This is a genomic window from Neobacillus niacini (genome assembly GCF_019749295.1).
In the GTDB taxonomy this organism is placed as follows: domain Bacteria; phylum Bacillota; class Bacilli; order Bacillales; family Cytobacillaceae; genus Neobacillus; species Neobacillus niacini_D.
In genome coordinates this window covers 65,182-85,966 of sequence record NZ_JACWFG010000005.1, presented here as the reverse complement: position 1 = coordinate 85,966, position 20,785 = coordinate 65,182, and the positions used below count along the sequence as shown (strand labels likewise).

At 36.0% G+C, this 20,785-nt stretch carries 21 protein-coding genes and 1 pseudogene; 12 read left to right on the top strand and 10 right to left on the bottom strand.

Annotation, left to right across the window (positions count from 1 at the left end):
• Positions 1–167 precede the first annotated feature (167 nt).
• Positions 168–1,469, top strand: a complete 1,302-nt coding sequence (locus tag H0184_RS09230) for an MFS transporter (protein WP_221823675.1) — start codon at positions 168–170, stop codon at positions 1,467–1,469.
• Between the two features lie 438 nt (positions 1,470–1,907).
• Here the strand turns inward: H0184_RS09230 and H0184_RS09225 are convergent, their stop codons facing one another.
• The 4 genes and pseudogenes from H0184_RS09225 to H0184_RS09210 form a co-directional block, all read right to left on the bottom strand.
• Complete coding sequence (locus H0184_RS09225) at positions 1,908–2,699, bottom strand: 3D domain-containing protein (RefSeq protein WP_221823673.1); 792 nt, start codon at positions 2,697–2,699, stop codon at positions 1,908–1,910.
• Positions 2,700–2,898: 199 nt separating this feature from the next.
• A complete protein-coding gene (gene fdhF, locus H0184_RS28080) occupies positions 2,899–4,818 on the bottom strand; it encodes a formate dehydrogenase subunit alpha (protein ID WP_396953590.1) in 1,920 nt (639 codons plus the stop codon).
• Positions 4,795–4,980, bottom strand: a pseudogene (locus H0184_RS28075) (hypothetical protein); the annotation flags it as partial. The gene fdhF and the pseudogene H0184_RS28075, both read right to left, overlap by 24 nt.
• A 116-nt stretch (positions 4,981–5,096) precedes the next feature.
• Positions 5,097–7,640, bottom strand: coding sequence for a PAS domain S-box protein (locus H0184_RS09210; protein WP_221823667.1), 2,544 nt, complete (start codon positions 7,638–7,640; stop codon positions 5,097–5,099).
• A gap of 305 nt (positions 7,641–7,945) precedes the next feature.
• Between H0184_RS09210 and yhfH (H0184_RS09205) the strand changes: the two genes are divergently transcribed.
• The 4 genes from yhfH (H0184_RS09205) (at position 7,946) to H0184_RS09190 (ending at position 8,844) form a co-directional block, all read left to right on the top strand.
• Positions 7,946–8,080 (top strand): protein YhfH, encoded by a 135-nt coding sequence (yhfH, locus tag H0184_RS09205; protein ID WP_082799471.1) that lies wholly within the window; start codon positions 7,946–7,948, stop codon positions 8,078–8,080.
• 82 nt (positions 8,081–8,162) lie between these two features.
• The gene (gene yhfH, locus H0184_RS09200) at positions 8,163–8,297 is read left to right on the top strand and encodes a protein YhfH (protein WP_221823662.1); all 135 of its coding nucleotides are present in this window, start codon (positions 8,163–8,165) and stop codon (positions 8,295–8,297) included.
• A 105-nt stretch (positions 8,298–8,402) separates the two neighbouring features.
• A complete protein-coding gene (locus H0184_RS09195) occupies positions 8,403–8,573 on the top strand; it encodes a hypothetical protein (RefSeq protein ID WP_221823660.1) in 171 nt (56 codons plus the stop codon).
• Positions 8,574–8,592: 19 nt separating this feature from the next.
• Positions 8,593–8,844, top strand: a complete 252-nt coding sequence (locus tag H0184_RS09190; protein WP_221823658.1) for a transcriptional regulator SplA domain-containing protein — start codon at positions 8,593–8,595, stop codon at positions 8,842–8,844.
• A 44-nt stretch (positions 8,845–8,888) separates the two neighbouring features.
• On the opposite strand, the gene H0184_RS09185 is transcribed toward H0184_RS09190, so the two are convergent.
• Positions 8,889–9,074, bottom strand: a complete 186-nt coding sequence (locus H0184_RS09185; RefSeq protein WP_221823963.1) for a cold-inducible protein YdjO-related protein — start codon at positions 9,072–9,074, stop codon at positions 8,889–8,891.
• 101 nt (positions 9,075–9,175) lie between these two features.
• Here H0184_RS09185 and H0184_RS09180 point away from each other — a divergent pair, with 101 nt between their 5' ends.
• The gene (locus H0184_RS09180; protein WP_221823655.1) at positions 9,176–9,322 is read left to right on the top strand and encodes a hypothetical protein; all 147 of its coding nucleotides are present in this window, start codon (positions 9,176–9,178) and stop codon (positions 9,320–9,322) included.
• Positions 9,323–9,334: 12 nt separating this feature from the next.
• Here the strand turns inward: H0184_RS09180 and H0184_RS09175 are convergent, their stop codons facing one another.
• Positions 9,335–11,263 carry an endonuclease MutS2 gene (locus tag H0184_RS09175; RefSeq protein WP_221823653.1) on the bottom strand — a complete coding sequence of 643 codons (1,929 nt, stop codon included), beginning with the start codon at positions 11,261–11,263 and terminating at the stop codon, positions 9,335–9,337.
• A gap of 502 nt (positions 11,264–11,765) precedes the next feature.
• Between H0184_RS09175 and H0184_RS09170 the strand changes: the two genes are divergently transcribed.
• Positions 11,766–12,458, top strand: coding sequence for a Crp/Fnr family transcriptional regulator (locus tag H0184_RS09170; protein ID WP_396953589.1), 693 nt, complete (start codon positions 11,766–11,768; stop codon positions 12,456–12,458).
• A gap of 94 nt (positions 12,459–12,552) precedes the next feature.
• Complete coding sequence (locus tag H0184_RS09165) at positions 12,553–13,152, top strand: SCO family protein (RefSeq protein ID WP_221823649.1); 600 nt, start codon at positions 12,553–12,555, stop codon at positions 13,150–13,152.
• Between the two features lie 52 nt (positions 13,153–13,204).
• Here the strand turns inward: H0184_RS09165 and H0184_RS27630 are convergent, their stop codons facing one another.
• Positions 13,205–13,339 (bottom strand): hypothetical protein, encoded by a 135-nt coding sequence (locus tag H0184_RS27630; RefSeq protein WP_260631509.1) that lies wholly within the window; start codon positions 13,337–13,339, stop codon positions 13,205–13,207.
• A 215-nt stretch (positions 13,340–13,554) separates the two neighbouring features.
• Here H0184_RS27630 and H0184_RS09160 point away from each other — a divergent pair, with 215 nt between their 5' ends.
• Positions 13,555–15,177, top strand: a complete 1,623-nt coding sequence (locus H0184_RS09160; RefSeq protein WP_221823647.1) for an ABC-F family ATP-binding cassette domain-containing protein — start codon at positions 13,555–13,557, stop codon at positions 15,175–15,177.
• A gap of 41 nt (positions 15,178–15,218) precedes the next feature.
• On the opposite strand, the gene H0184_RS09155 is transcribed toward H0184_RS09160, so the two are convergent.
• Positions 15,219–15,350, bottom strand: a complete 132-nt coding sequence (locus H0184_RS09155; RefSeq protein WP_221823645.1) for a YuzL family protein — start codon at positions 15,348–15,350, stop codon at positions 15,219–15,221.
• A gap of 99 nt (positions 15,351–15,449) precedes the next feature.
• Here H0184_RS09155 and H0184_RS09150 point away from each other — a divergent pair, with 99 nt between their 5' ends.
• The 3 genes from H0184_RS09150 to modB all read left to right on the top strand — a co-directional run bounded on the left by H0184_RS09150 (position 15,450) and on the right by modB (position 17,278).
• Positions 15,450–15,692, top strand: coding sequence for a YkuS family protein (locus tag H0184_RS09150; RefSeq protein WP_221823643.1), 243 nt, complete (start codon positions 15,450–15,452; stop codon positions 15,690–15,692).
• Positions 15,693–15,827: 135 nt separating this feature from the next.
• Positions 15,828–16,610, top strand: a complete 783-nt coding sequence (gene modA, locus H0184_RS09145; protein ID WP_221823641.1) for a molybdate ABC transporter substrate-binding protein — start codon at positions 15,828–15,830, stop codon at positions 16,608–16,610.
• Between the two features lie 5 nt (positions 16,611–16,615).
• The gene (modB, locus tag H0184_RS09140; protein ID WP_221823639.1) at positions 16,616–17,278 is read left to right on the top strand and encodes a molybdate ABC transporter permease subunit; all 663 of its coding nucleotides are present in this window, start codon (positions 16,616–16,618) and stop codon (positions 17,276–17,278) included.
• Positions 17,279–17,311: 33 nt separating this feature from the next.
• Here the strand turns inward: modB and H0184_RS09135 are convergent, their stop codons facing one another.
• Both H0184_RS09135 and H0184_RS09130 read right to left on the bottom strand, forming a co-directional pair.
• Complete coding sequence (locus H0184_RS09135) at positions 17,312–18,472, bottom strand: D-alanyl-D-alanine carboxypeptidase family protein (RefSeq protein WP_221823637.1); 1,161 nt, start codon at positions 18,470–18,472, stop codon at positions 17,312–17,314.
• 150 nt (positions 18,473–18,622) lie between these two features.
• Entirely contained in the window at positions 18,623–20,701 is a 2,079-nt protein-coding gene (locus tag H0184_RS09130; protein WP_221823635.1) for a phosphatidylglycerol lysyltransferase domain-containing protein, read from the bottom strand.
• Positions 20,702–20,785: the final 84 nt, after the last annotated feature.

Sequence of the window (20,785 nt, the reverse complement as noted above, 5' to 3'; positions counted from 1 at the left end):
TTCTCGGAGTAACTTTTGACAACTTTTTGTCTTTTATCTCAAGTTCACATTTCCTTCACTAATTTTGTGACGTACGTCACAAAAATCATGTTACCATCTGTTTTATAGTGAAAACACAAACAATATCCACTTAGAAAAATAAATGTGAATTTAGGGGAGAGATAAAAATGGCACGAATAAATTATTGGAATCCTGAGGATGAAAAGTTTTGGAATGCAGAAGGAAAAAAACATGCTAAGCGTAATCTATGGATTTCTGTACCATCATTAATGCTGGCATTTATTGTTTGGCAGATTTGGTCTGTAGTTGCAATTAGATTAAATGATATTGGGTTTGCCTTTACAGATGAACAATTATTCACATTAGCCGCGATTCCGGGACTTGTCGGAGCAACCCTTCGCTTTGTTTATACTTTTGCAGTCGGTTCAATCGGCGGTAAAAACTGGACAGTTATTTCAACAGGCGTGTTAGCAATTCCTGCTATCGGTATTGGATTCGCGGTACAAAATCCTGATACACCATTTTCAATTATGTTATTGTTAGCAGCACTTTGTGGTCTTGGTGGAGGTAACTTCTCTTCCTCTTCAGCAAATATTAGCTTTTTCTTTCCGAAAAAAGAAAAAGGGACTGCTTTAGGTATTAACGGCGGTTTAGGAAACATGGGTGTTTCTGTGGTACAATTTGTCACACCATTAATCGTTACAACAGGAGCTTTCGCTTTTGCTGGTAAAGGTCAAGTTTTAGCAAACGGTCAACAAATATGGTTACAAAATGCTGCATTCATCTGGGTTATCCCTATAGTGATTATGACATTACTTGCTTACTTAAAAATGGATAATGTTCCAGGTGCTAAGCAATCTGTGGCAGATCAATTTGTTATCGTTAAACGTAAACACACTTGGATTATGACAGTACTTTATATTGCAACATTCGGTTCATTTATTGGCTATTCAGCTGCTTTCCCGCTTTTATTGAAATCACAGTTCCCTGAATACATCTCACTTGCCTTCCTTGGTGCGCTTGTAGCAGCAGCTGCAAGACCTGTTGGCGGTTGGCTCGCAGATAAATTGGGTGGTGCAAAAGTAACAGCATATGTATTTGTAGTAATGACAATTGGCGCTTTAGGAGTTATTTACTTTTTAAATCTTAACCAATTTGCTGGTTTCTTGGGTGCATTCCTTGTACTATTCCTTGCATCTGGTATTGGTTCTGGATCAACGTTCCAAATGATCCCTACGATTTTTATTCCAAAAGAAGCTGCACCTGTTATTGGTTTCTCTGCAGCATTTGCAGCCTACGGTTCATTCTTAATTCCTAAACTTTTTGGATGGTCCGTTGATACAACAGGTTCATATGTAACTGCCTTCTATTTCTTCATTGGTTTCTATGTAATTGCCTTTGCACTTAATTATTTTTACTATCAACGTAAAACTACAGAAGTAAAACAGTTGGTAAAGCAAGCTGGGTAATCAACATTGCAGATTAGTCCTTCATCATGCCGATGAAGGACTAATCTCATTTAGACTTCTCCAGTTTTGTCCTTCATCATGTCGATGAAGGACTAATCTTATATAGACTTCTCCAGTTTAGTCCTTCATCATGTCGATGAAGGACTAATCTCCTCTAGACTTCTTCGGTTTTGTCCTTCATCATGTCGATGAAGGACTAATCTTATATAGACTTCTCCAGTTTTGTCCTTCATCATGTCGATGAAGGACTAATCTCTTATAGGCATCTTCAGTTTTGTCCTTCATCATGCTGATGAAGGACTAATCTCGCATAGGCTTCTCCAGTTTTGTCCTTCATCATGCCAATGAAGGACTAATCTCATTTAGACTTCACCAGTTTTGTCCTTCATTTTCACTTTAAATAATAAGCAAAAGAAAAAGCCACCTTATAGGCAGCCTTTAGTTTAATATTTTGACTTCTACTTGTTGTTTTCCCCAGTTAATTGCGTCTTGTTTATCTGGGATAAATACATCAATTTTATTTCCTTTAATTGCTCCGCCTGTATCTGCTGCAACTGCATAGCCATAACCTTCAACATATACTTCGGTTCCTAACGGAATGACAGATGGATCAACCGAAATGACCTTTTTATCTGGATTATCTTTTATATTAACTCCTGTTGCAGTGATCCCTGAACATCCTTCACAAGATGCTGTGTAAGCAGTAGCCGTTACGGTAATTTCCTTAGTTTCTTCTTGACTTTCAACCGAAACAGGTTCTTGTGATACAGGCTCTTCTTGAATAACCGGACTAGGTGTTTCAACAGCTTGTCCCTCATTAGAAGCTTCCGACTTTTCTGCTAAAATAATTTCATTATCTGCAAGTATTTCAGTTTCATTTGCCGTACGATCACTGACGTCCATAATCAACTCTTCACCAGGATGAATGATATCACCCTTTAAGTCATTCCACTCTTTTATATTTTCAATAGATACATTATTAGAATCAGCGATGTCCGATAATGTATCATTTGGTTTTACAGTGTAGTTTTCTTCCTTTTGAACAACCTGTACTACTGTAGGCTGCTCCTTCTTAATATCTAAAGGTTTTAAAACTATTTCATTATTAACTAATTTTGTTTTCTCCTCTTTTGGCTCCTCGTTTCCTTCAACAAACTCAGCCGCCAATACATTAGCACCTACAGTTACAGAAAGAGCAGCAACTGCAATGAATGTTTTAAACTTATTCATTTGTGTGTACCTCCTGTCTTCTCTCGAAGCTAACTTGTCTTCATCTTAACATGGATTGTCCGAAAACAAAGAACAGGGAGATGTTAATTGGTTTACACCTTTATTAAGTATATTACAATAGTATTTCTAGTGAATCTTGTATTCTGAAACCCAAACCAAAAGCAAAAAGCACGGGACATCATTATCCCGTGCTTTCCTTTTATACCTTAGAAATCGCTACCGCACATGCTTTATACTCTGCGGTTCCTGATATAGGATCATATTCATTTAAGGTTAATACATTGGTTGGAGTTTCACTCCAATGGAAGCTCATAAACACTAGTCCTGGAACGACTTGTTCTGTGATTTTCGCTTTAACCTTGAGCTCTCCTCTTCGAGACCTGACCTGAACCATTTCACCGTCAGTAATCCCAAGTGCTTGTGCATCGTCTGGATGGATATCAACTGTTTCTTCAGTCTGTTTCACTTTAACTCCAGCTGCATAGTAGCGAGTTTGTGAATGTGTGTTATAGGACTCATAACGCCTTCCAGTTGTTAAGGTAAATGGAAACTCTTGATCAGGAAGCTCCAAGGGAGGTGTGAAATCAACTGGAACAAAAGGTGATTTTTTAGCTATAGTCTCTTGATTGTGAAACCTTTCATGCATAACAAATGTACCTGGATGGTCCTCAGTTGGACATGGATAATGGATACTGTATTCTTTCTCAAGTCTTTCATAAGAAATACCGCCATACATCTCCCAAGCAAGTTTTCTCACTTCATTCCAGATTTCTTCACTGTTTGAATAATTCATGGGATATCCCATAATCGTGGAAAGCTCACACAAAATTACCCAATCTTCTTTAACATATATCCCAGGCTCAACTGCCTTTCGGACTCGTTGAATTCTTCTGTCCGTATTGGTGTAGGTTCCATCCACCTCTCCCCATGAACAGGCAGGAAGAACGACATCGGCCATCTTGGCGGTTTCAGTTAAGAAAATATCCTGCACGATTAACAAATCAAGCTTTTTCATCAGCTCTTTCGTATGGTTCATATGAACATCTGCAAGCAATGGATTTTCACCTATGATATAGAGTGCTTTTAATTCGCCATTTTCTAGTCTGTCAAAGGTTCTCGTTTGTGTATCACCTACATTAGGATTTAGTGTAACATTCCATTCTTTCTCATAACGTTCACGATACCCATCATTAACTAAACTCATAGCACCTGCCAATTGGTTTGGCAGACATCCCATATCACCTGCACCTTGAACATTATTTTGGCCGCGTAACGGCATAATACCTGTCCCCTGCTTACCGATATTGCCTGTTAAAAGTGCCAGATTTGCTATATCAAATACATTATTTACACCACAATGATGCTCTGTAATTCCTAGTGTATAAGCAATCATCGAACCGTTTGAACCCGCATATTCCCTTGCTGTCGTTACAATATCTTCTGCATCTAAACCTGTAATGGAAGCCGCGTATTCAGGTGTGTATAGGTCAACATGCTTCTTTAAAGATTCAAAATCAATTGTAAATTGCTTTATAAATTCTTCATTATATAAGTTTTCTTTAATAATTACTCGAAGGAAAGCATTGATTAGTGCAATATCCGTTCCTACATTGATTTGCAAATGACGGTGAGCAAATTTAACCATATCAATCTTTCTTGGATCTATAACAATTACTTTAAGACCATTCTTGATTGCTTTCTTAATTCGGTTTGCAATAATCGGATGTGCTTCTGTTGTATTTGATCCCATTAGCAGCAATACTTCAGCTCTATCAAAATCCTCTAACGTATTCGTTGGGAAACCGCTTCCAAAAACAGTTGCCAGACCGGCAACACTCGGTGCATGTCAGGTTCGGTTACATCCGTCGATATTGTTACTTCCTATCACTGTTCTCATAAACTTTTGTGTAATGTAATTCGACTCATTCGTTGTCCTGGCACAGGCAAACATCGATATCGCATTTGCCCCCCATGTATCACGAATGCCAGACAATTTATCAGCAATAAATTGGTACGCTTCATCCCATGTTGTTTCAACTAATTGCCCAGCTTTTCGAATGAGCGGGTTGATTAATCTATTTTTCGAATGAACATACTCATAAGCAAATGCGCCTTTCACACAGGTTTGACCTTTATTAACCGGTGCATCTTTATCTCCGCGTATTTTCATGATTCGATTATCTTTGACTTCAAGAACTAAGCCGCAGCCTGTACCGCAATAACCGCAAATCGTTTTAACAAAATTCGCTTCCCCCACAATTTCCCCTCCCAATTCAAACATTAGTACTTATATAAACATATTAATCTATTTATCCTAAAAGTAGCTTTGTTTTTTAAAAAAATTATTGTCTATTTTTTGAATAATAAAAAACGGAAGAGCTTCTCTTCCGTTTTTCGTCATGCTGGTTTTGCAGGTAATAGAATATTAAAAGTTGTTCCTTTATTAGGCTCACTTTCAACAAACACTTTTCCGTTATGATTTTCAATAATTTTAAAGCTTACCATTAATCCTAACCCATTCCCATTTTTCTTGGTTGTATAGAAAGGTTCACCGATTTGTTTTAGTTTTTCCTTCGGTATGCCAACACCTGTATCCTGGATTGAAATCTGGACATTATTATCATGGATTATCGTCTTAACATGTAATTCCCCGCCATTTGGCATTGCTTCTATTCCATTTTTGATAAAGTTTAGAAACACTTGCTTTAATCGGTTCTCATCACACTCAATCTGGATGATTTCATGAGGACACTCAAATGAAAGTTTGACATGCTTCTTTCTTGCTTCAAATTCAAGCAAGGATACCACGTTTTTAATCACTGGAACTACATTCTTTTCTTCTAACTCGACCATCTTTGGTTTCGCTAATACCATGAAGTCCTCAACAATGGTGTTAACACGCTCAATTTCATCAAGAATAATATTCATAAATTCCAAGCGCTCAGGATCCTTTTCATCTAGAGTAAGGAATTCAGCATATCCTTTCATAGAGGTGAGCGGATTTCTAATTTCGTGTGCCACACCTGCAGCCAATTGGCCAACCGCGGCAAGCTTATCTTGGCGGTGAAGAACTTCTTCTGTTTTCTTACGCTCTGTAATATCATTACGAATCGCCACATATTGATATGGCTTCCCATTTTCATTTAAGAAAGGAACAATCGTGGTATCCACCCAATAGTAGGTACCATCCTTCGCTTTATTTCTTATTTCACCTTTCCAAACCTTGCCTGCTCCAATCGTCTTCCATAATTCTTTGAAGAACAATTTTGAATGATGACCCGAATTAAGTATCGCATGGTCTTTTCCAATAATCTCTTCACGACTGTATTTTGAGATCTCACAGAATTTATCATTTACACTGGTAATTATTCCACGTGCATCTGTGAAAGCAACGATGGTAGATTGGTCTAGGGCAAAGCGAATGTCTGTATTATCCTTTATAGATTCTCTTAAATGCTCTTCTGCTCTCTTTCGATCAGAGATATCAGTACGAATGGCAACATATTGATATGGTTTCCCATTTTCATTTAAAAAAGGAACAATGGTGGTATCCACCCAATAATTTGTTCCATCCTTTGCACGGTTACATATTTCGCCTTTCCATACATCTCCCTGACCAATTGTCCGCCAGAGTTCCTTGAAGAATTCCTTTGAATGGTAGCCAGAATTTAATATCCTGTGGTCCTCGCCGAGTAATTCCTCACGACTGTACTTCGATATTTCACAGAACCTATCATTTACACTGGTAATTTTCCCTTTTTGATCGGTAATCGCAATAATAGAAGATTGGTCCAGCGCAAATGTGATATCACGTGTTTCTTTAATAGATTCCAATAGCGCCTTTTCCGCTATCTTTCGATTGGTTATATCAGACCGAATGGCGATATATTGAACCGGATTCCCCTTTTTGTCTAGGAAAGGGACAATTGTTGTATCCACCCAATAATCGGAGCCATCTTTTGCTTTATTCTTAATTTCTCCCCGCCATATCCTTCCGGATTTAATGGTTGACCACAACTCCTGAAAAAACTCTTTTGAGTGATATCCTGAATTTAATATGCGATGGTTTTTTCCGATAATTTCTTCCTTACTATACTTAGAAATTTCTTCAAACTTATCATTTACAAAAACAATCGTTCCTGCCGGGTCAGTAATCGCCACTATGGCAGAAGCATCTAAAGCTGCTTTGATGTCCTTTAGGTTTGTATCAGATTCAGCTAACTGCTTGCTTATAAGGGTACTCGAAGCTATTAAACCGCCTATTATTAAAATTGCAACGAACAATACTAAATATACTAAAAATGTCTCTGTTGCAATTAACACATTTACGGCATTATTATTTGAGATAATTGTTGAGGCTCTTTTTAAAAGAAAATGCCCCTCTGCAATCGCACATGAAATGATTAGGGCACTAATTGGTTTTAACCATGTTTGGTTTCCTTGTGAATAGGTTTTTGACGAAAATAGTATCCATAATGCAAATAAAAAAGAACCGAATATTAACAGTCCCGAAAATACAAAAAGCGAAACATTGTATTCTATTGTTAGGTTCATTGCATAAACACTGATGATATGAATAGAGAAAACTGCAATGGATAAAAATAAACTCCCCAAGACCAAATGGATAGAACGAACTTCCTTGCCAAATAAAGGTATAAAAGCCATTCCTGAAAAGGCGATTCCTATAAATATAGACAATATTGTCATGGGTATTTGGTAACTAGAAAAGCGGTTAATGTCAGCAGCAATTAAACCGAGGAAATTCATCGCCCATATCCCGACTCCCATTGCTAAAGAGCCGCCGAGATATAAAAGTCTTTTATTTTTCTTGGATTTTTTTATTAAAGTAAACATATCTAAACCTGTATATGAAGCCATAACTGTTAATCCGATGGCGATAACAATTAAAAATGGACGAAATTCTCCTGTTACTGAATCCATTTACATCCATCCCCCCTATTTTAACTAATCTCTTTCTACTTTGATTGTAATGGAAACCAATACGTCAGGGAAGTGTTTTTGTCACAAAATTGTCGAATTTAAATTATTTTATCCAAATAAATTTTTCTTATCATACATAGTATGAACCAAACTTGCACAAAATTTTTATACAGGATAAATGTATCATTTTTCAAAAAAAATAAATTATTTTTCCAAAAGGACTACACAAACTTATTTTTTTTGATTATACTGTACTACAACAGGTTAATAATTTATAAACTGTATTAAAAAAGGGGGAGATTTTAATGTTAATGAATCCAGTTGAATTTTTCCGTACTTTGCCAAAAAAGGAATGTCCAGAATGTGGGCAGCACATGGAAGAACAAGCAGAAAGCTACTTAATGGAATGTGACCGCTGTTTAGCAAAAAGAGAAGAATAAACAGAGGATAATTTTTTTAACTATACTGTACTACAACAAATAAATATTTAATACACTGTATTAAAAAGAGGAGGTTTTACCAATGTTAATTAGTCCAGTTGAATTTTTCCGTACTTTGCCAAAGAAGGAATGTCCAGAATGCGGCCAGCACATGGAAGAACAGGCAGAAAGCTACTTAATGGAATGCGATCGCTGTTTAGCTAATAAGGACGAATAGAACAAGTTGCCACGCTCTCCAGAATGGGGAGTTTTTTTTGTTGAAAATTTAGGAAAGAATAAACCTGATACAGAAAGCAAATGCTTAAAAAAGGAGGTGTTTGTAATGGTTAAGGAATCTAATTTCTCCAAAAAGAAGCAAACATCCATACATGGAGGTATTTATCCCTCTGAAAAATATGTACCTGGTGAGTCCGTTGATCAACATAAGGAACTTGAGGATGCAAATGTATTGATTACCGGTGATGAAATTCGCCAGCAAAACGAGAATTTATGAAAGAGGAAGGTAACTAGATATGGATATGGTTGATATTTCGAGTGCTAAACCTGGCGACGAAGTGTTTGTGATATATCGTAATCCACATGTACCAACTGTAGCTAATATTAAGGCAGCAGAAATTGTCGCTCATCCTAAGGATCCAAATGCACTTGCGTTATTTCTGAATGAAACCTTTCATGTTATTGAAGATGATGATGCACTCTTTACAACTTCCGAATCTGCACAACAAGCATTCGATGGTCATTTCTTTGACTTTGACGAACAATAAAAGACTGTCATTTATTTTGACAGTCTTTTTGATTACTACCTTCATTATATTTTTGGAAGCTCTCTTATTTCTGCAGCCATTTCATTACCACACATTGGGCATAGCAAATCGTCAGTTACAAAATCCTTTCTCATCCAACCAATACAAGCATTATCCATACAAGAGTAGATTTCGGTTTCAAGCATAATTACTTCAATTTCTTCATCCTTAGCCCTTTTACCATAAAAAATGGGAACCGCCTCCTTTTTTTATAGTATGTACCAAAAATGCACTTTTCATTGCTTAAAAAAACATCTTTACCATAAACATAAATTAGGAAGGAGTAATCAAAATGAAATCGAATGAAAAAAAAGTAACAGTTGTCGGAACGGATATCGAAGAAGTGAAGAGATTAAACAAACAGTCAGGTTTAAGTTATAACCAAGTAAAACAGCTGCTGGCAGAAAAATACGCAGCCAAAAGTCAGCCCTCCGAGTAGGAGGGCTGACTTTCAAATATCACTATGCTCAATAATTACTTCATCATCATGCCTTTTGGAAAGTATTTTACTTTTCTTCCGGTTTTCTTTCGATTGAAAAATTATATCGAAATCATAATCCTCTGGATAAAGATCTTTAGCGGCGATATAAAGCTTTATTCTTTTGTGGTTAACAGATATTTTTTCTCCTTTAACTTGTACCATATAGTTTCCTTGCTGATCAGGACCGCTATAAACAATCCCGAATTCATTTGTCGGTGAAATCTTCACATTATCCCCTTGACTGAAATCATTAAACTTGGTCAAAGGTATATCAGCCTTTTTTCTATGTTTGTATTTATTAACAATCACTTGTTTTTCTAATTCCTTCAGTTTCCAGATATCTGTTACTTTATTGTCATAGTGTTTTATTTCTTTATACGTTACTTGATGTGCCCGCTCAATGATTTTCGGATGAATTCCTAGTTTTAAGGCAATCGCAAAGGCCTGGCTCTCTCCTCCTTTTCCTATATGAAGGCGGTAGGTAGGGCTGAGTGTCTCAATATCAAATTCCATCGATCCATTTATAAATCCCGGATGTTCTTCAGCAAACTCTTTTATTTCACTGTAGTGTGTTGTTGCTAAAATAATCGCTCCCTTGTTAAAAAGTTGTTCTAAAATGGCAGTCGCCAGACCCATCCCTTCCCCTGGATCTGTTCCAGACCCAAGTTCATCAAGAAGAACTAAACTTTGGTCATTGGTATCCTTAAGGATTTCGATAATATTCACTATTCGTGAGCTAAATGTACTTAAATTTTCGCTAATACTTTGACCATCGCCAATATCTACTAAAATCTTTTGAAAAACATTAAGATTACTCTCTTTAGAAGCAGGAATGTGGAGTCCGCACTGGACCATAAACGTCAACAAACCTATTGTTTTAATACTAACTGTTTTTCCTCCTGTATTTGGACCTGTTATGACAAGAGCATTTTGCCCATCCTTCATCTCTAATGATAATGGAACGGCTTTATCACCTAGGAGTGGGTGCTTTGCTTGAATTAACTTTATCTCTTGATGGTCATTTACCTTAACCTTCACAGCATTAATAGACCTGCTATATTTCGCTTTAGCAAATAAAAAGTCATAATGGACCATGGTTTCGATTGCTAAAACAATTTGCTGCTCTTTCTCCTCAACTAATCCTGTTAAATAGGACAAGACTTTTTGAACCTCAACATCCTCATCCGCTAGCAGCAACGTTAATTGCTCTTGAAATAAGGCGATCTCCTCCGGCTCGATAAATAACGTTGAACCGGAAGCAGAAGTATCCAGTACTGCCCCTTTAATTTTATTCCGATATTCCTTCTTAATGGGAATAACATATCGCCCATCTCTTTGACTGACAACATTCTCTTGTAAATATGTTTTATATTTATTTGAGCGAATCAACTGCATCGTTTTTTCCTTTAACCGCTCCTCATGAATGGCAATCTGTTTTCTAATTTTCAATAATTCTTTTGTTGCATAATCATCTACCCTTCCATTTCGTATGCAGCGAATGATCTCACCAGCAAGCTCTGGCAATTCTTCAATCACGTCCACATACGAGGAAACTCTAGGTGCATAAAACTCTTTATCTTTCATAAAGCGTCGCATCTTCCCACAACAATCTAGGAAATCGTAAAGCTTGGTTAATTGGTCTGGACGTAATGCAGTACCTTTATTTAATTTTAATAAAATCTGTCCCATTCCTCCTAGCCCATGGACAGGTACACTTGAGCTCTTCTTGAGAATTTCAACACCTTCAGAGACTTCATCAAGCCATGCTTCAATTTGCTTCAAATGTGTAGAAGGTTCAAGGTTATAGATTTTTTCTTTTCCTTCATTCGTTAAAGCAAATTCAGCTATTCTCTCTTTAATCTCCTGTACTTCCAAAACCTTAAATGTATGTGTATTCAATGTTTTTTCCCTCCAAAATAAAATAAAAATAGCCGCAATGAACAATGTCATTGCGGCTGCACGAATAAAACGAGTACTTACTCGCTTTTAATATACAAGTTAATCCATAAAAAAAACTGTCTACTTAGAAGGTACACAGCAACATGGAGAAAAAATGTATGCTTGGTATGCCCATTGTTCTTAACTTCATTCCAAAACACACTCAAATAGACCTAAAGTTCAACTAAAATTGAAATAGGCAAAATGGAATGAAAATATCCAATTGATTGGATTAGTTAAGAACGACACCTAACATACAACATACTCCCTTATTTAGAAAATATTGATTCTTTTAAAGAATACAATAATCAGAAACGCTTGTCAAAGTACTCATATTTTTATTATATGCAAAATTTCATAAATGTTTAACAAGTTTGACTTTATTTCGCCTATTTCTCTACTTGTTTTACACTTAATATAAAAGTAGGTCAAACAATTACAGGTGGGATATATGAATACTAAGATACAAACCGAGAATCTACTTACCAAGGAATTGATAGATCTTTTACATTCTGCAGGAAGAATGGTTGAAATTAAAAAAGGTTCGTTTCTGTTTCAAGAAGGTCAGCCTGCCTCAGAAATGTTCCTTATCCTCTCTGGAAGAATCCAAATATCGAAAATGAACGCCGAGGGTGAGGAATTATATTTACGCTTATGCTCTACGCATGATATCGTTGGTGAGCTGACTCTATTTACTGAAGATCCAAGATACATTTTCAATGCAAGAGTAATTGAAGATGGTCATGTGGCAGGTATTCAATTAGACATGTTAGAGAAAGCCTTATTTCAAAATAGTAATTTAGGCTATCAATTTATTAAATGGATGAATGATCATATTAGAAGAACAATGACCAAATTTCGAGATTTAGTCTTATTTGGTAAAAAAGGTGCACTCTATTCTACATTAATTCGATTATCAAACAGCTATGGCTTACATAAAGATGACGGAATTCATATCACAGTACCCATTACCACACAGGATTTGGCTCATTTTTGTGGCACAGCTAGAGAAATCGTTAGTCGAATGCTCACTGACTTAAAAAAAAACCAAATTATCTCAATCGACCACAAAAAAATCATCATTCATAATATTGAATATCTTAAGGCAGAAAATGATTGCGGAAATTGTCCAGTTTCTCATTGTACGATTGACTAAATGTTTTAGTGCTAGTACTACTAAATAATGTTCACGAAATATCCACATCTTTTTATAAAAAACTCCTTTATCTTTATGTTAGGAGGGAGAAATCATGAAAAAAATCTATATAATATGTAGTTTGGCAGTGTTCATTTTGATTACAGCTGGAATCTCTTATTTTCTGATTCGGGATGCAAGTTCCAAAGTACCTGCAAATATTACCTTACTTAAACACAATGGTGAATCTTATAGCTTTGGTGAAGATAAAAAACTAAAGCTTGTGGAATTTATTTATACTCATTGTCCAGATATTTGCCCCACCACAACGCAGAAGATGGTGCAATTACAGAGTGATTTAGAAAAGAGTGATGTCTTCGGTAAAGAAATTGAGTTCGTTACGATTACGATAGATCCTTACCGTGACACCCCTGAGGTGCTGCAAAAGTATATGAACGCTTTCGAAATTCAAAATTCCGACAACTGGATTTTCCTCACTGGTAACCAAGAAACTATTAAAGAGGACCAGAAAAAAATTAGGGAAGTAGCAGAATCGCTGCAGTTCCAATATAAAGACCCTGGCAATGGTCAATTTGTTCATACATCCTTCACCTATTTAATCGATGAAAATAATCAATACATTTCTAAGTTTCCAATGGGTGAAGAATTTAATAAACAAGAAGTTTATGATGAAATCATGGATGAAATTGAATAAGAGCATAAAAAAAGCGGTTAGTCCTCTGGATTAATCGCTTTTTATTACCTATTTAATTCACGGATGAAGGAAACTTTTTTATTTGCTGCAGAGATAATAGGTAGTTTGACTTTGGTTTTGTTAAACTTGCTTTTATTCCGGCCTGTTTTAACTTATTAACAAATTCAGTAAGTTGCTTTTTCGACATACTTCTCACCCACTTTATTCCTTCAGTACTTCTTTACGATAATTCTACAACAAAAATATGAATAAAGTGTGAAAACTACGAAAAAAAATTAGAAAAATTTTCTTCAATTTATTTTATTTTCTCCCATCAAAATGTCCCTTTCAACAAAGAATTCGCTCTTCACCCATTTTAATGGTATAATTAGTAGATATTTTGCTGTTGGAGGATATTATACAATGATAACTGTAAGTAACGTAAGTTTAAGATATGGAGACCGGAAGTTATTTGAAGATGTAAATATTAAATTTACACCTGGAAATTGCTATGGTCTAATCGGTGCAAACGGCGCTGGGAAGTCTACCTTTTTGAAGATTTTATCTGGAGAGATTGAATCTCAAACCGGGACCGTTCAACTCGGTCCAAATGAACGGATGGCAGTATTAAAACAGAACCACTTTGAATACGAAGAACAAGAAGTATTAAAGACCGTAATTATGGGACATGCAAGACTTTATCAAGTGATGCAAGAAAAAGACGCTATTTATATGAAGGAAAACTTCACTGATGAAGATGGGATGAAAGCAGCTGAGCTTGAAGGTGAATTCGCTGAATTAAACGGTTGGGAAGCAGAACCGGAAGCAGCTATTCTCTTAAAGGGTCTTGGAATCGGTGAAGACTTACATTATAAAAAAATGGCCGAATTAACAGGCTCTGAAAAAGTAAAGGTCCTTCTTGCACAGGCGCTTTTTGGCAGACCTGATGTATTATTACTAGATGAGCCAACCAACCATTTAGATATTAAGGCTATTCAATGGTTAGAAGAATTCCTAATTAACTTTGAAAATACAGTGATTGTCGTATCCCATGACCGTCATTTCTTAAATAAAGTCTGTACCCATATAGCGGATTTAGACTTTGGAAAAATTCAAATTTATGTAGGTAACTATGATTTCTGGTATGAATCAAGTCAATTAGCTACAAGACTGACTTCAGATGCTAACAAGAAAAAGGAAGAGAAAATTAAAGAGCTTCAAGCCTTTATTGCTCGTTTTAGTGCGAATGCATCTAAATCAAAACAGGCCACTTCCCGTAAAAAGTTATTAGATAAAATTACTCTTGACGATATTCGTCCATCCTCGCGCCGCTATCCATTCGTTGGATTTACACCGGAGCGTGAAATTGGTAATGATCTATTAATGGTCGAAGGGTTAACAAAAACAATTGATGGTGTAAAAGTTCTTAATAATGTCAGCTTTTTTATGAACAAGGGTGATAAAATTGCTCTTGTAGGACCTAATGAAGTTGCAAAAACCACTCTTTTCAAAATATTAATGGGTGAAATGGAAGCTGACAGCGGAACCTTTAAATGGGGCATTACCACTTCTCAGGCCTATTTCCCTAAGGATAACTCTGAGTACTTTGAAAACAGCGAGTTAAATCTGGTGGATTGGCTTCGTCAGTTCTCTCCTAAGGATGAAAGTGAAAGTTTCTTAAGAGGTTTCCTAGGAAGAATGCTATTTTCCGGTGAAGAAGTTCTTAAAAAGGCAAGCGTACTTTCCGGTGGAGAAAAAGTTCGTTGTATGCTTTCTAAGATGATGTTAAACGGAGCTAACGTTTTACTTCTCGATGAACCAACCAACCATCTCGATTTGGAATCCATTACAGCATTAAACAATGGTTTAATCAACTTTAAAGGTTCTTTGCTCTTTTCTTCCCATGACCATCAGTTTATCCAAACCATTGCTAATCGGGTCTTTGAATTAACTCCGAATGGATTAGTTGATAAGCAAATGACTTATGATGAGTATCTTGAAAATAGTGAGGTACAAAAGCAAGTTGCGGAGATGTACAATAATTAAATAGTTAGAGCGGACACAATGTGTGCCCGCTCTTTTCTTTGTTAATGCCGCTTTTGTTTTCTGCGCGAGGAGGAAGCTTCTCTTGCTCCTGTTTCTGTGGTTGTTGTACCTTGGCCTTCAACTTGTGGTGAAGCTAGGCCAATGGTGGATGGATCCTTTTTACGCTTTCCCATTGTAACACCTCCTCTTTTAGTTTCTGATGTTTATCGTGACTTATACAGAATAAATAACAGGAACTTTGGCATGATAATTTACAGGAGGAGGTGTTTTGTATGGCGAAAATTGGAGTAGAAGAATCTCTAACAGATATTCAACAAGCATTAAGGGAAAAGGGTCATGATGTTGTTCAACTAAGACAGGAATCTGACGCACAGAGTTGCGATTGCTGTGTTGTAACGGGTCTAGATTCTAATGTAATGGGAATGCAGGATACCGCTACAAAAGGTTCGGTTATTGAAGCACATGGGATGAGCGCAGATGAAGTGTGCCAGCAAGTCGAGAGCAGACTTCAGTAAGATTTAAACAACCTAAAATATTCAATTACTCATAAAACTGCCGCCCAGGCAGTTTTTTTTATTGCGAGCTACTTTTAGGAAAATTATTCTTTCGTTATAATAGTGATACTTGATAAGTTTGAGAGGAAGTCACACATGAAGAAACTATTACTTGTTAGTCTTGCCATTTTCCTCCTGATAGGAATATGTGCATGTTCATCCAAAGAGGAGCACCAAACAAAACCTGTAGAATTGACCATTTCTGCTGCAGCTAGTCTCAATGAGGCATTAAATGAACTTAAAAAGAGTTTCGAAAAAGAACATACTTATATAAAAATATTTTACAATATTGGCGCCTCTGGCGCATTGAAACAACAAATCCTTCAAGGCGCACCTGTCGATCTCTTCCTCTCAGCGTCACATGACCAATTTAACGAATTAGCCCAAGAAGGTTTAATCGAAGAGCAATACCAAGTTGATTTTCTAGGTAACCAGCTTGTATTAATTACGAACAAGGAGAACCCCTTACAACTTAATGTCTTTTCTGATCTAGCAGATAGCCAATTCAGTAAAATTGCAATCGGTATTCCAGAATCTGTTCCGGCAGGTAAATATGCCAAACAAACACTACAAAATATTGGTATTTGGGAACAAATTCAGCCTGCTATCATCCAAACTAAGGATGTCAGACAGGTTCTCACCTACGTTGAGACAGGTAATGTCGATGCAGGAATTGTTTATATGACAGATGTAAAAGTATCTGATAAAGTTAAAGTTGTGGCAGTTGCCGATGAACAGACTCACGATTCTATTATCTATCCTGCAGGCATAATAAATTCCACAGAAAATATAAAAGAGGCTAAGCTTTTTCTCGACTATTTACATAGTAATGCAGCAAAAACAATTTTTGAAAAATACGGCTTTAAAGTATTGGATTGATGAAAATGTCACATGAATTTTGGCAGCCCCTTAAATTCTCTCTAGAAGTTGCTTCAATATCAGTCATAATTGTTAGCATTTTAGGGGTCTTTTTTGCAAGACTACTATATAACAAAACTTTCAAAGGAAAGATGCTGCTTGAGACTTTCCTTATGCTTCCTATCGTTTTACCTCCCACCGTAATAGGATTTTTACTAATATACTTTTTCGGGAGAAATAGTCCAATTGGAGCTGTAATTGAGGAACTTTTTCAGCAATCCATCATGTTTACACCATGGGCCGCAATAATCGCTTCGACCACTGTTGCGTTTCCACTTATGTACCAATCCGTTAAATTAGGATTTCAATCCGTCGATAAGGATATAGAAGATGCAGCCAAAGTAGATGGCGGAAGCAGAGCAAAGGTTTTTTTATTGGTCTCCCTTCCTTTGACACTTCCCTCTTTTATCTCCGGTCTGATTATGAGTTTTGCACGTGCACTAGGTGAATTTGGCGCTACATTAATGTTTGCTGGAAATATTCCCGGAAAAACACAAACAGCTCCAACTGCGATATATGTAGCAATGGAATCTGGAAACATGCGTTTAGCCTGGACCTTTGTAGTAGCGATGGTACTCATATCCTTTCTTATGTTGTTACTCTCAAATATCGTTCAAAAAAAGCCATGAAGAGTTCTACTCTTAATGGCTTTTTTCGCAACCTTATTGTCTTTTGACCAATCTTTTCCTTACTCCAAGGAAGAGTCCAGCAAACGCAAATACAATTACTCCATACAAAATATTCACACTGCTCTGTTCACTAGATAGTAACTTTTCCTCTTTTACTTTAACAGGTTTTGTTTCTAATATTATTTCGGGTTCTTTTATTTCAAGTTGAATCGATTGAATGACCTTACCATCATGCAGTACATTTAGGATCCCTTTTTCAGTGATTTTTTCCTCAGAACCATCAACGTGCTGGGTAACAACAATATCATTTTTAGGAAAAAATTCTTTTTCATTAAACGTAAATAACTCATTTTTATTAATTACCGTATGTTGAAAGTTATTTAAACCGAATTCAATCAGTTTTTTTGTATCATTATACGTATCCTTACTTCTATCTCCTTTCAAGATGATAGCAGTCAGCTTTATTTTTTCATTTTCAGCAGTTGTGGCTAATGTATGTTTTGATTCATTCACAAAACCAGTTTTCCCGCCTGTAATTCCTTCAACAGGAATTTCGCCTTTTAGTAGGCGATGATGAGTCAGTAGAGTCGTCTCCCACGATTCTCCACTCCATGCAAGCTCTTTTGTTCTGAAAATCTCTGTAAAATCAGGATTTTCCTTTGCATAATTCGTTATTAAAGCTAAATCAATTGCAGAAGTATAATGATTTTCATTAAATAATCCATTGGGATTGGTAAAGTGTGTACCACTTACACCGATTTTCTCAATTAAATACCCATTTATATGGTCAGCAAATTTTTCGACCGATCCATCTAAATGTTCTGCTATTGCCACTGCAGCGTCATTCCCTGAGTTAATCAGCATTCCTTGGATTAGCTTTTTTAAAGGTACCTTTTCCCCTTCAACTAAATAAACCCTTGTCCCCTCTTCCTTTACGGCATTGGCACTCACTGTGACAAGGTCATCGAGATTACCCTTTTCAATCGCATAGATGGCTGTTGCGATTTTCGTCAAACTAGCAGGGTATAATCTTTCATCACCATTTTTATTATAAAGAATGGCACCCGTTTCAGAATCCAACAGTACCGCAGCTTCACTTTTTATCTCTAGCAGCTGATTTTCAGCTGCAAATGTGTTTCCTTGGTTAGATAAAAAGAGTATTAATAGAATAATAAAAGTTACAGTCTTTGACAATCTACAACATCCTTACTTTTTATTTACTATCTAATTTTATCAAATTATCTTTGACTGTAAATGTTTATGGAAATATTGTTATTTAATCGAAAAGAACTTACTTTGATTGAAATATTCGAAATAAAAAAATGGATGGGGATTCTAGCCTTCCTACATCTTCCGCTTAGAAATTAAAATAGTTATTTGTGTCATAGTTAATGGTAAAGAAAACATTGATTTTCGCCGGTACCCTAAATATTTTAAATCCCCTTCATTCGTATATTGTTCCTTAAACTTTTTTAACCCCTTAAATTGATTAAGCTCATTTCCATGAAGATAAATTTGAGCTGCAATTTTTTCACTAACAAATGCATATTTCGACACTCCCCCGCCTAACTTAAAAAAGGTATAGCCATTTCCATGGAGAAATGGAAGCATTTCATCACTTACTTGATAGAAAACGGGGGTATATCCATATCGATCTGATAGTTCTTGGAATTCCTCTATCGCATTTAAAAATTCGTTTTTTTCACCTATTGGATCCCCAAGAATTACTAGTTTGTCTGCATAAGGCTGAAAAGAAAGTAAAACGTTTTTCTTACTGTTCCAAAAAATATATTTTCCATGTAGGAAGATTAAATGAGAGTCCACCTTCATCTGATAGGTATTTAAATGATTCAGTATCTCTTTTTCATTACCGAATGAAGTTTCAAATTTCCACTTATTAGGTTTGCTTATTACATATCCTGTATAAAGAATGAGCAATGCAATCGTCAGCCCAATCATCGCACTGCTGAATAAATCCGATGAATCGACAATAACATATGGCAATAATGGTGATGGGATGGTTATTTTAGCAGATGGCAGGTTAGAGTATCCAATAATCAAATACATTGAAATGATAACCGTAATGATTAAAATATCAATGGTGGTCTTCCCCCAGGTAAGGACATAACTTTCCCGATAAAATTGGCCTTTTGCCATTCTAAGCAATAATGCTACTGTGATCAAAAAAATTGCTTCCTCATAATCTATTCCTTTAAAAATTGAAAACAATGCTGCGAGAATTAACACGAGCATGGTTAATTCATAGGTTCTCTTTACACTGTATTCTATCCCTCGAGATAAACCCAGCAAGAGAAAGCCTGCTGCTACTGTGAGTTGATGGGAAATGTTTATAACCGGGAAAGATAAAAGTTCCTGAGCGATTCTAAGTCTATCCATGATCCCAGGGACACTTGCAGACAAAAGAAGGATTAGACCAGATAAAAATACGAGTATAGTTACAATTACATGACTAATATTTTGGACAATTGTGTTGGGTATATTACTCCAAGACTTGTTCCATTTTTCCCAATAACGTTTAATAAAAAGGACACTGCTGAATATAAATGGAACCAAATAATAACCGATTCGATAGAATAACAGAACTACAAGAACTTTTTCTTCAGGAACATGTATATACTGCATTCCCCAAATAAACACGATATCAAATGAACCTAGACCACCTGGAATCATACTAATAATACCTGCACAAGATGCAACAACATAAACAGGAAAGAGCTGATCAAAGGTGATAGGAATATCCATGATCCAAGATAAAAACCAAATACTACAAAAGACTGCGGTCCACTCTAATACTGATATGAAGAAAAGCCTTAATCCCGCTTCAAAGGAAATCAACGACTGCTTGTCCCTTTTGTTTTTAACAACGAGTAATCCCAATAACAATGGTAAATAAATTGAAATAACGAGTACCGCAAAGTATAACCATTTTGTTTGTACAAATATGGGATGATCTTCGTAACCAAGTATCACGATTATGGCAAGCAAAGACATTCCTGTCATATAAAAAAGTGAAACAGCCGCAATTCCACCTACTAGCCTTCTCTTATCACCTTCAAACTTATGATAGAAATAGGTTCTTAGCATTGCACCAATTAAACCGCCAAAACCAAATAAATTGGAGTAGGTATTTACGATTAATGCCTGTCCAATGACTTCTTTTTTCCTTACCTTTAATCCAAGTACCTTAAATAACATCACATCATATAGAAGCATCGGTAAAACAGCAGCAAACAACGTGATTAAAATAAGCAGTAAAGTACCTAACCGAAGTTGTGCAATTTCAGTTTGAAGTAAACCAGTGTCTAAATTTCCAATAAACTTTTTCAATTCAAAAAATGCAATAAATAATAATAACGCTGGGAAGAGAAATTTTATTAGCGTATATAATTTTCCTTTTTTCATACCTATAGGAATCACCCAGACTTTCAATACAGTTTTTGCTATAAACCTTTAACAAGAAAAACAATAAAAATCAATACTTCTTTA

Bases quoted from the DNA above. Each gene is read 5' to 3' on its own strand.
- H0184_RS09230 (WP_221823675.1), top strand. From the start codon at position 168: ATGGCACGAATAAATTATTGGAATCCTGAGGATGAAAAGTTTTGGAAT.
- modA (WP_221823641.1), top strand. From the start codon at position 15,828: ATGAAGAAACTATTACTTGTTAGTCTTGCCATTTTCCTCCTGATAGGA.
- H0184_RS09190 (WP_221823658.1), top strand. From the start codon at position 8,593: ATGGATATGGTTGATATTTCGAGTGCTAAACCTGGCGACGAAGTGTTT.
- yhfH (WP_082799471.1), top strand. From the start codon at position 7,946: ATGTTAATGAATCCAGTTGAATTTTTCCGTACTTTGCCAAAAAAGGAA.
- modB (WP_221823639.1), top strand. From the start codon at position 16,616: ATGTCACATGAATTTTGGCAGCCCCTTAAATTCTCTCTAGAAGTTGCT.
- H0184_RS09180 (WP_221823655.1), top strand. From the start codon at position 9,176: ATGAAATCGAATGAAAAAAAAGTAACAGTTGTCGGAACGGATATCGAA.
- H0184_RS09210 (WP_221823667.1), bottom strand. From the start codon at position 7,640: ATGGATTCAGTAACAGGAGAATTTCGTCCATTTTTAATTGTTATCGCC.
- H0184_RS09165 (WP_221823649.1), top strand. From the start codon at position 12,553: ATGAAAAAAATCTATATAATATGTAGTTTGGCAGTGTTCATTTTGATT.
- H0184_RS27630 (WP_260631509.1), bottom strand. From the start codon at position 13,339: ATGTCGAAAAAGCAACTTACTGAATTTGTTAATAAGTTAAAACAGGCC.
- yhfH (WP_221823662.1), top strand. From the start codon at position 8,163: ATGTTAATTAGTCCAGTTGAATTTTTCCGTACTTTGCCAAAGAAGGAA.
- H0184_RS09155 (WP_221823645.1), bottom strand. From the start codon at position 15,350: ATGGGAAAGCGTAAAAAGGATCCATCCACCATTGGCCTAGCTTCACCA.
- H0184_RS09225 (WP_221823673.1), bottom strand. From the start codon at position 2,699: ATGAATAAGTTTAAAACATTCATTGCAGTTGCTGCTCTTTCTGTAACT.
- H0184_RS09130 (WP_221823635.1), bottom strand. From the start codon at position 20,701: ATGAAAAAAGGAAAATTATATACGCTAATAAAATTTCTCTTCCCAGCG.
- H0184_RS09150 (WP_221823643.1), top strand. From the start codon at position 15,450: ATGGCGAAAATTGGAGTAGAAGAATCTCTAACAGATATTCAACAAGCA.
- H0184_RS09195 (WP_221823660.1), top strand. From the start codon at position 8,403: ATGGTTAAGGAATCTAATTTCTCCAAAAAGAAGCAAACATCCATACAT.
- H0184_RS09160 (WP_221823647.1), top strand. From the start codon at position 13,555: ATGATAACTGTAAGTAACGTAAGTTTAAGATATGGAGACCGGAAGTTA.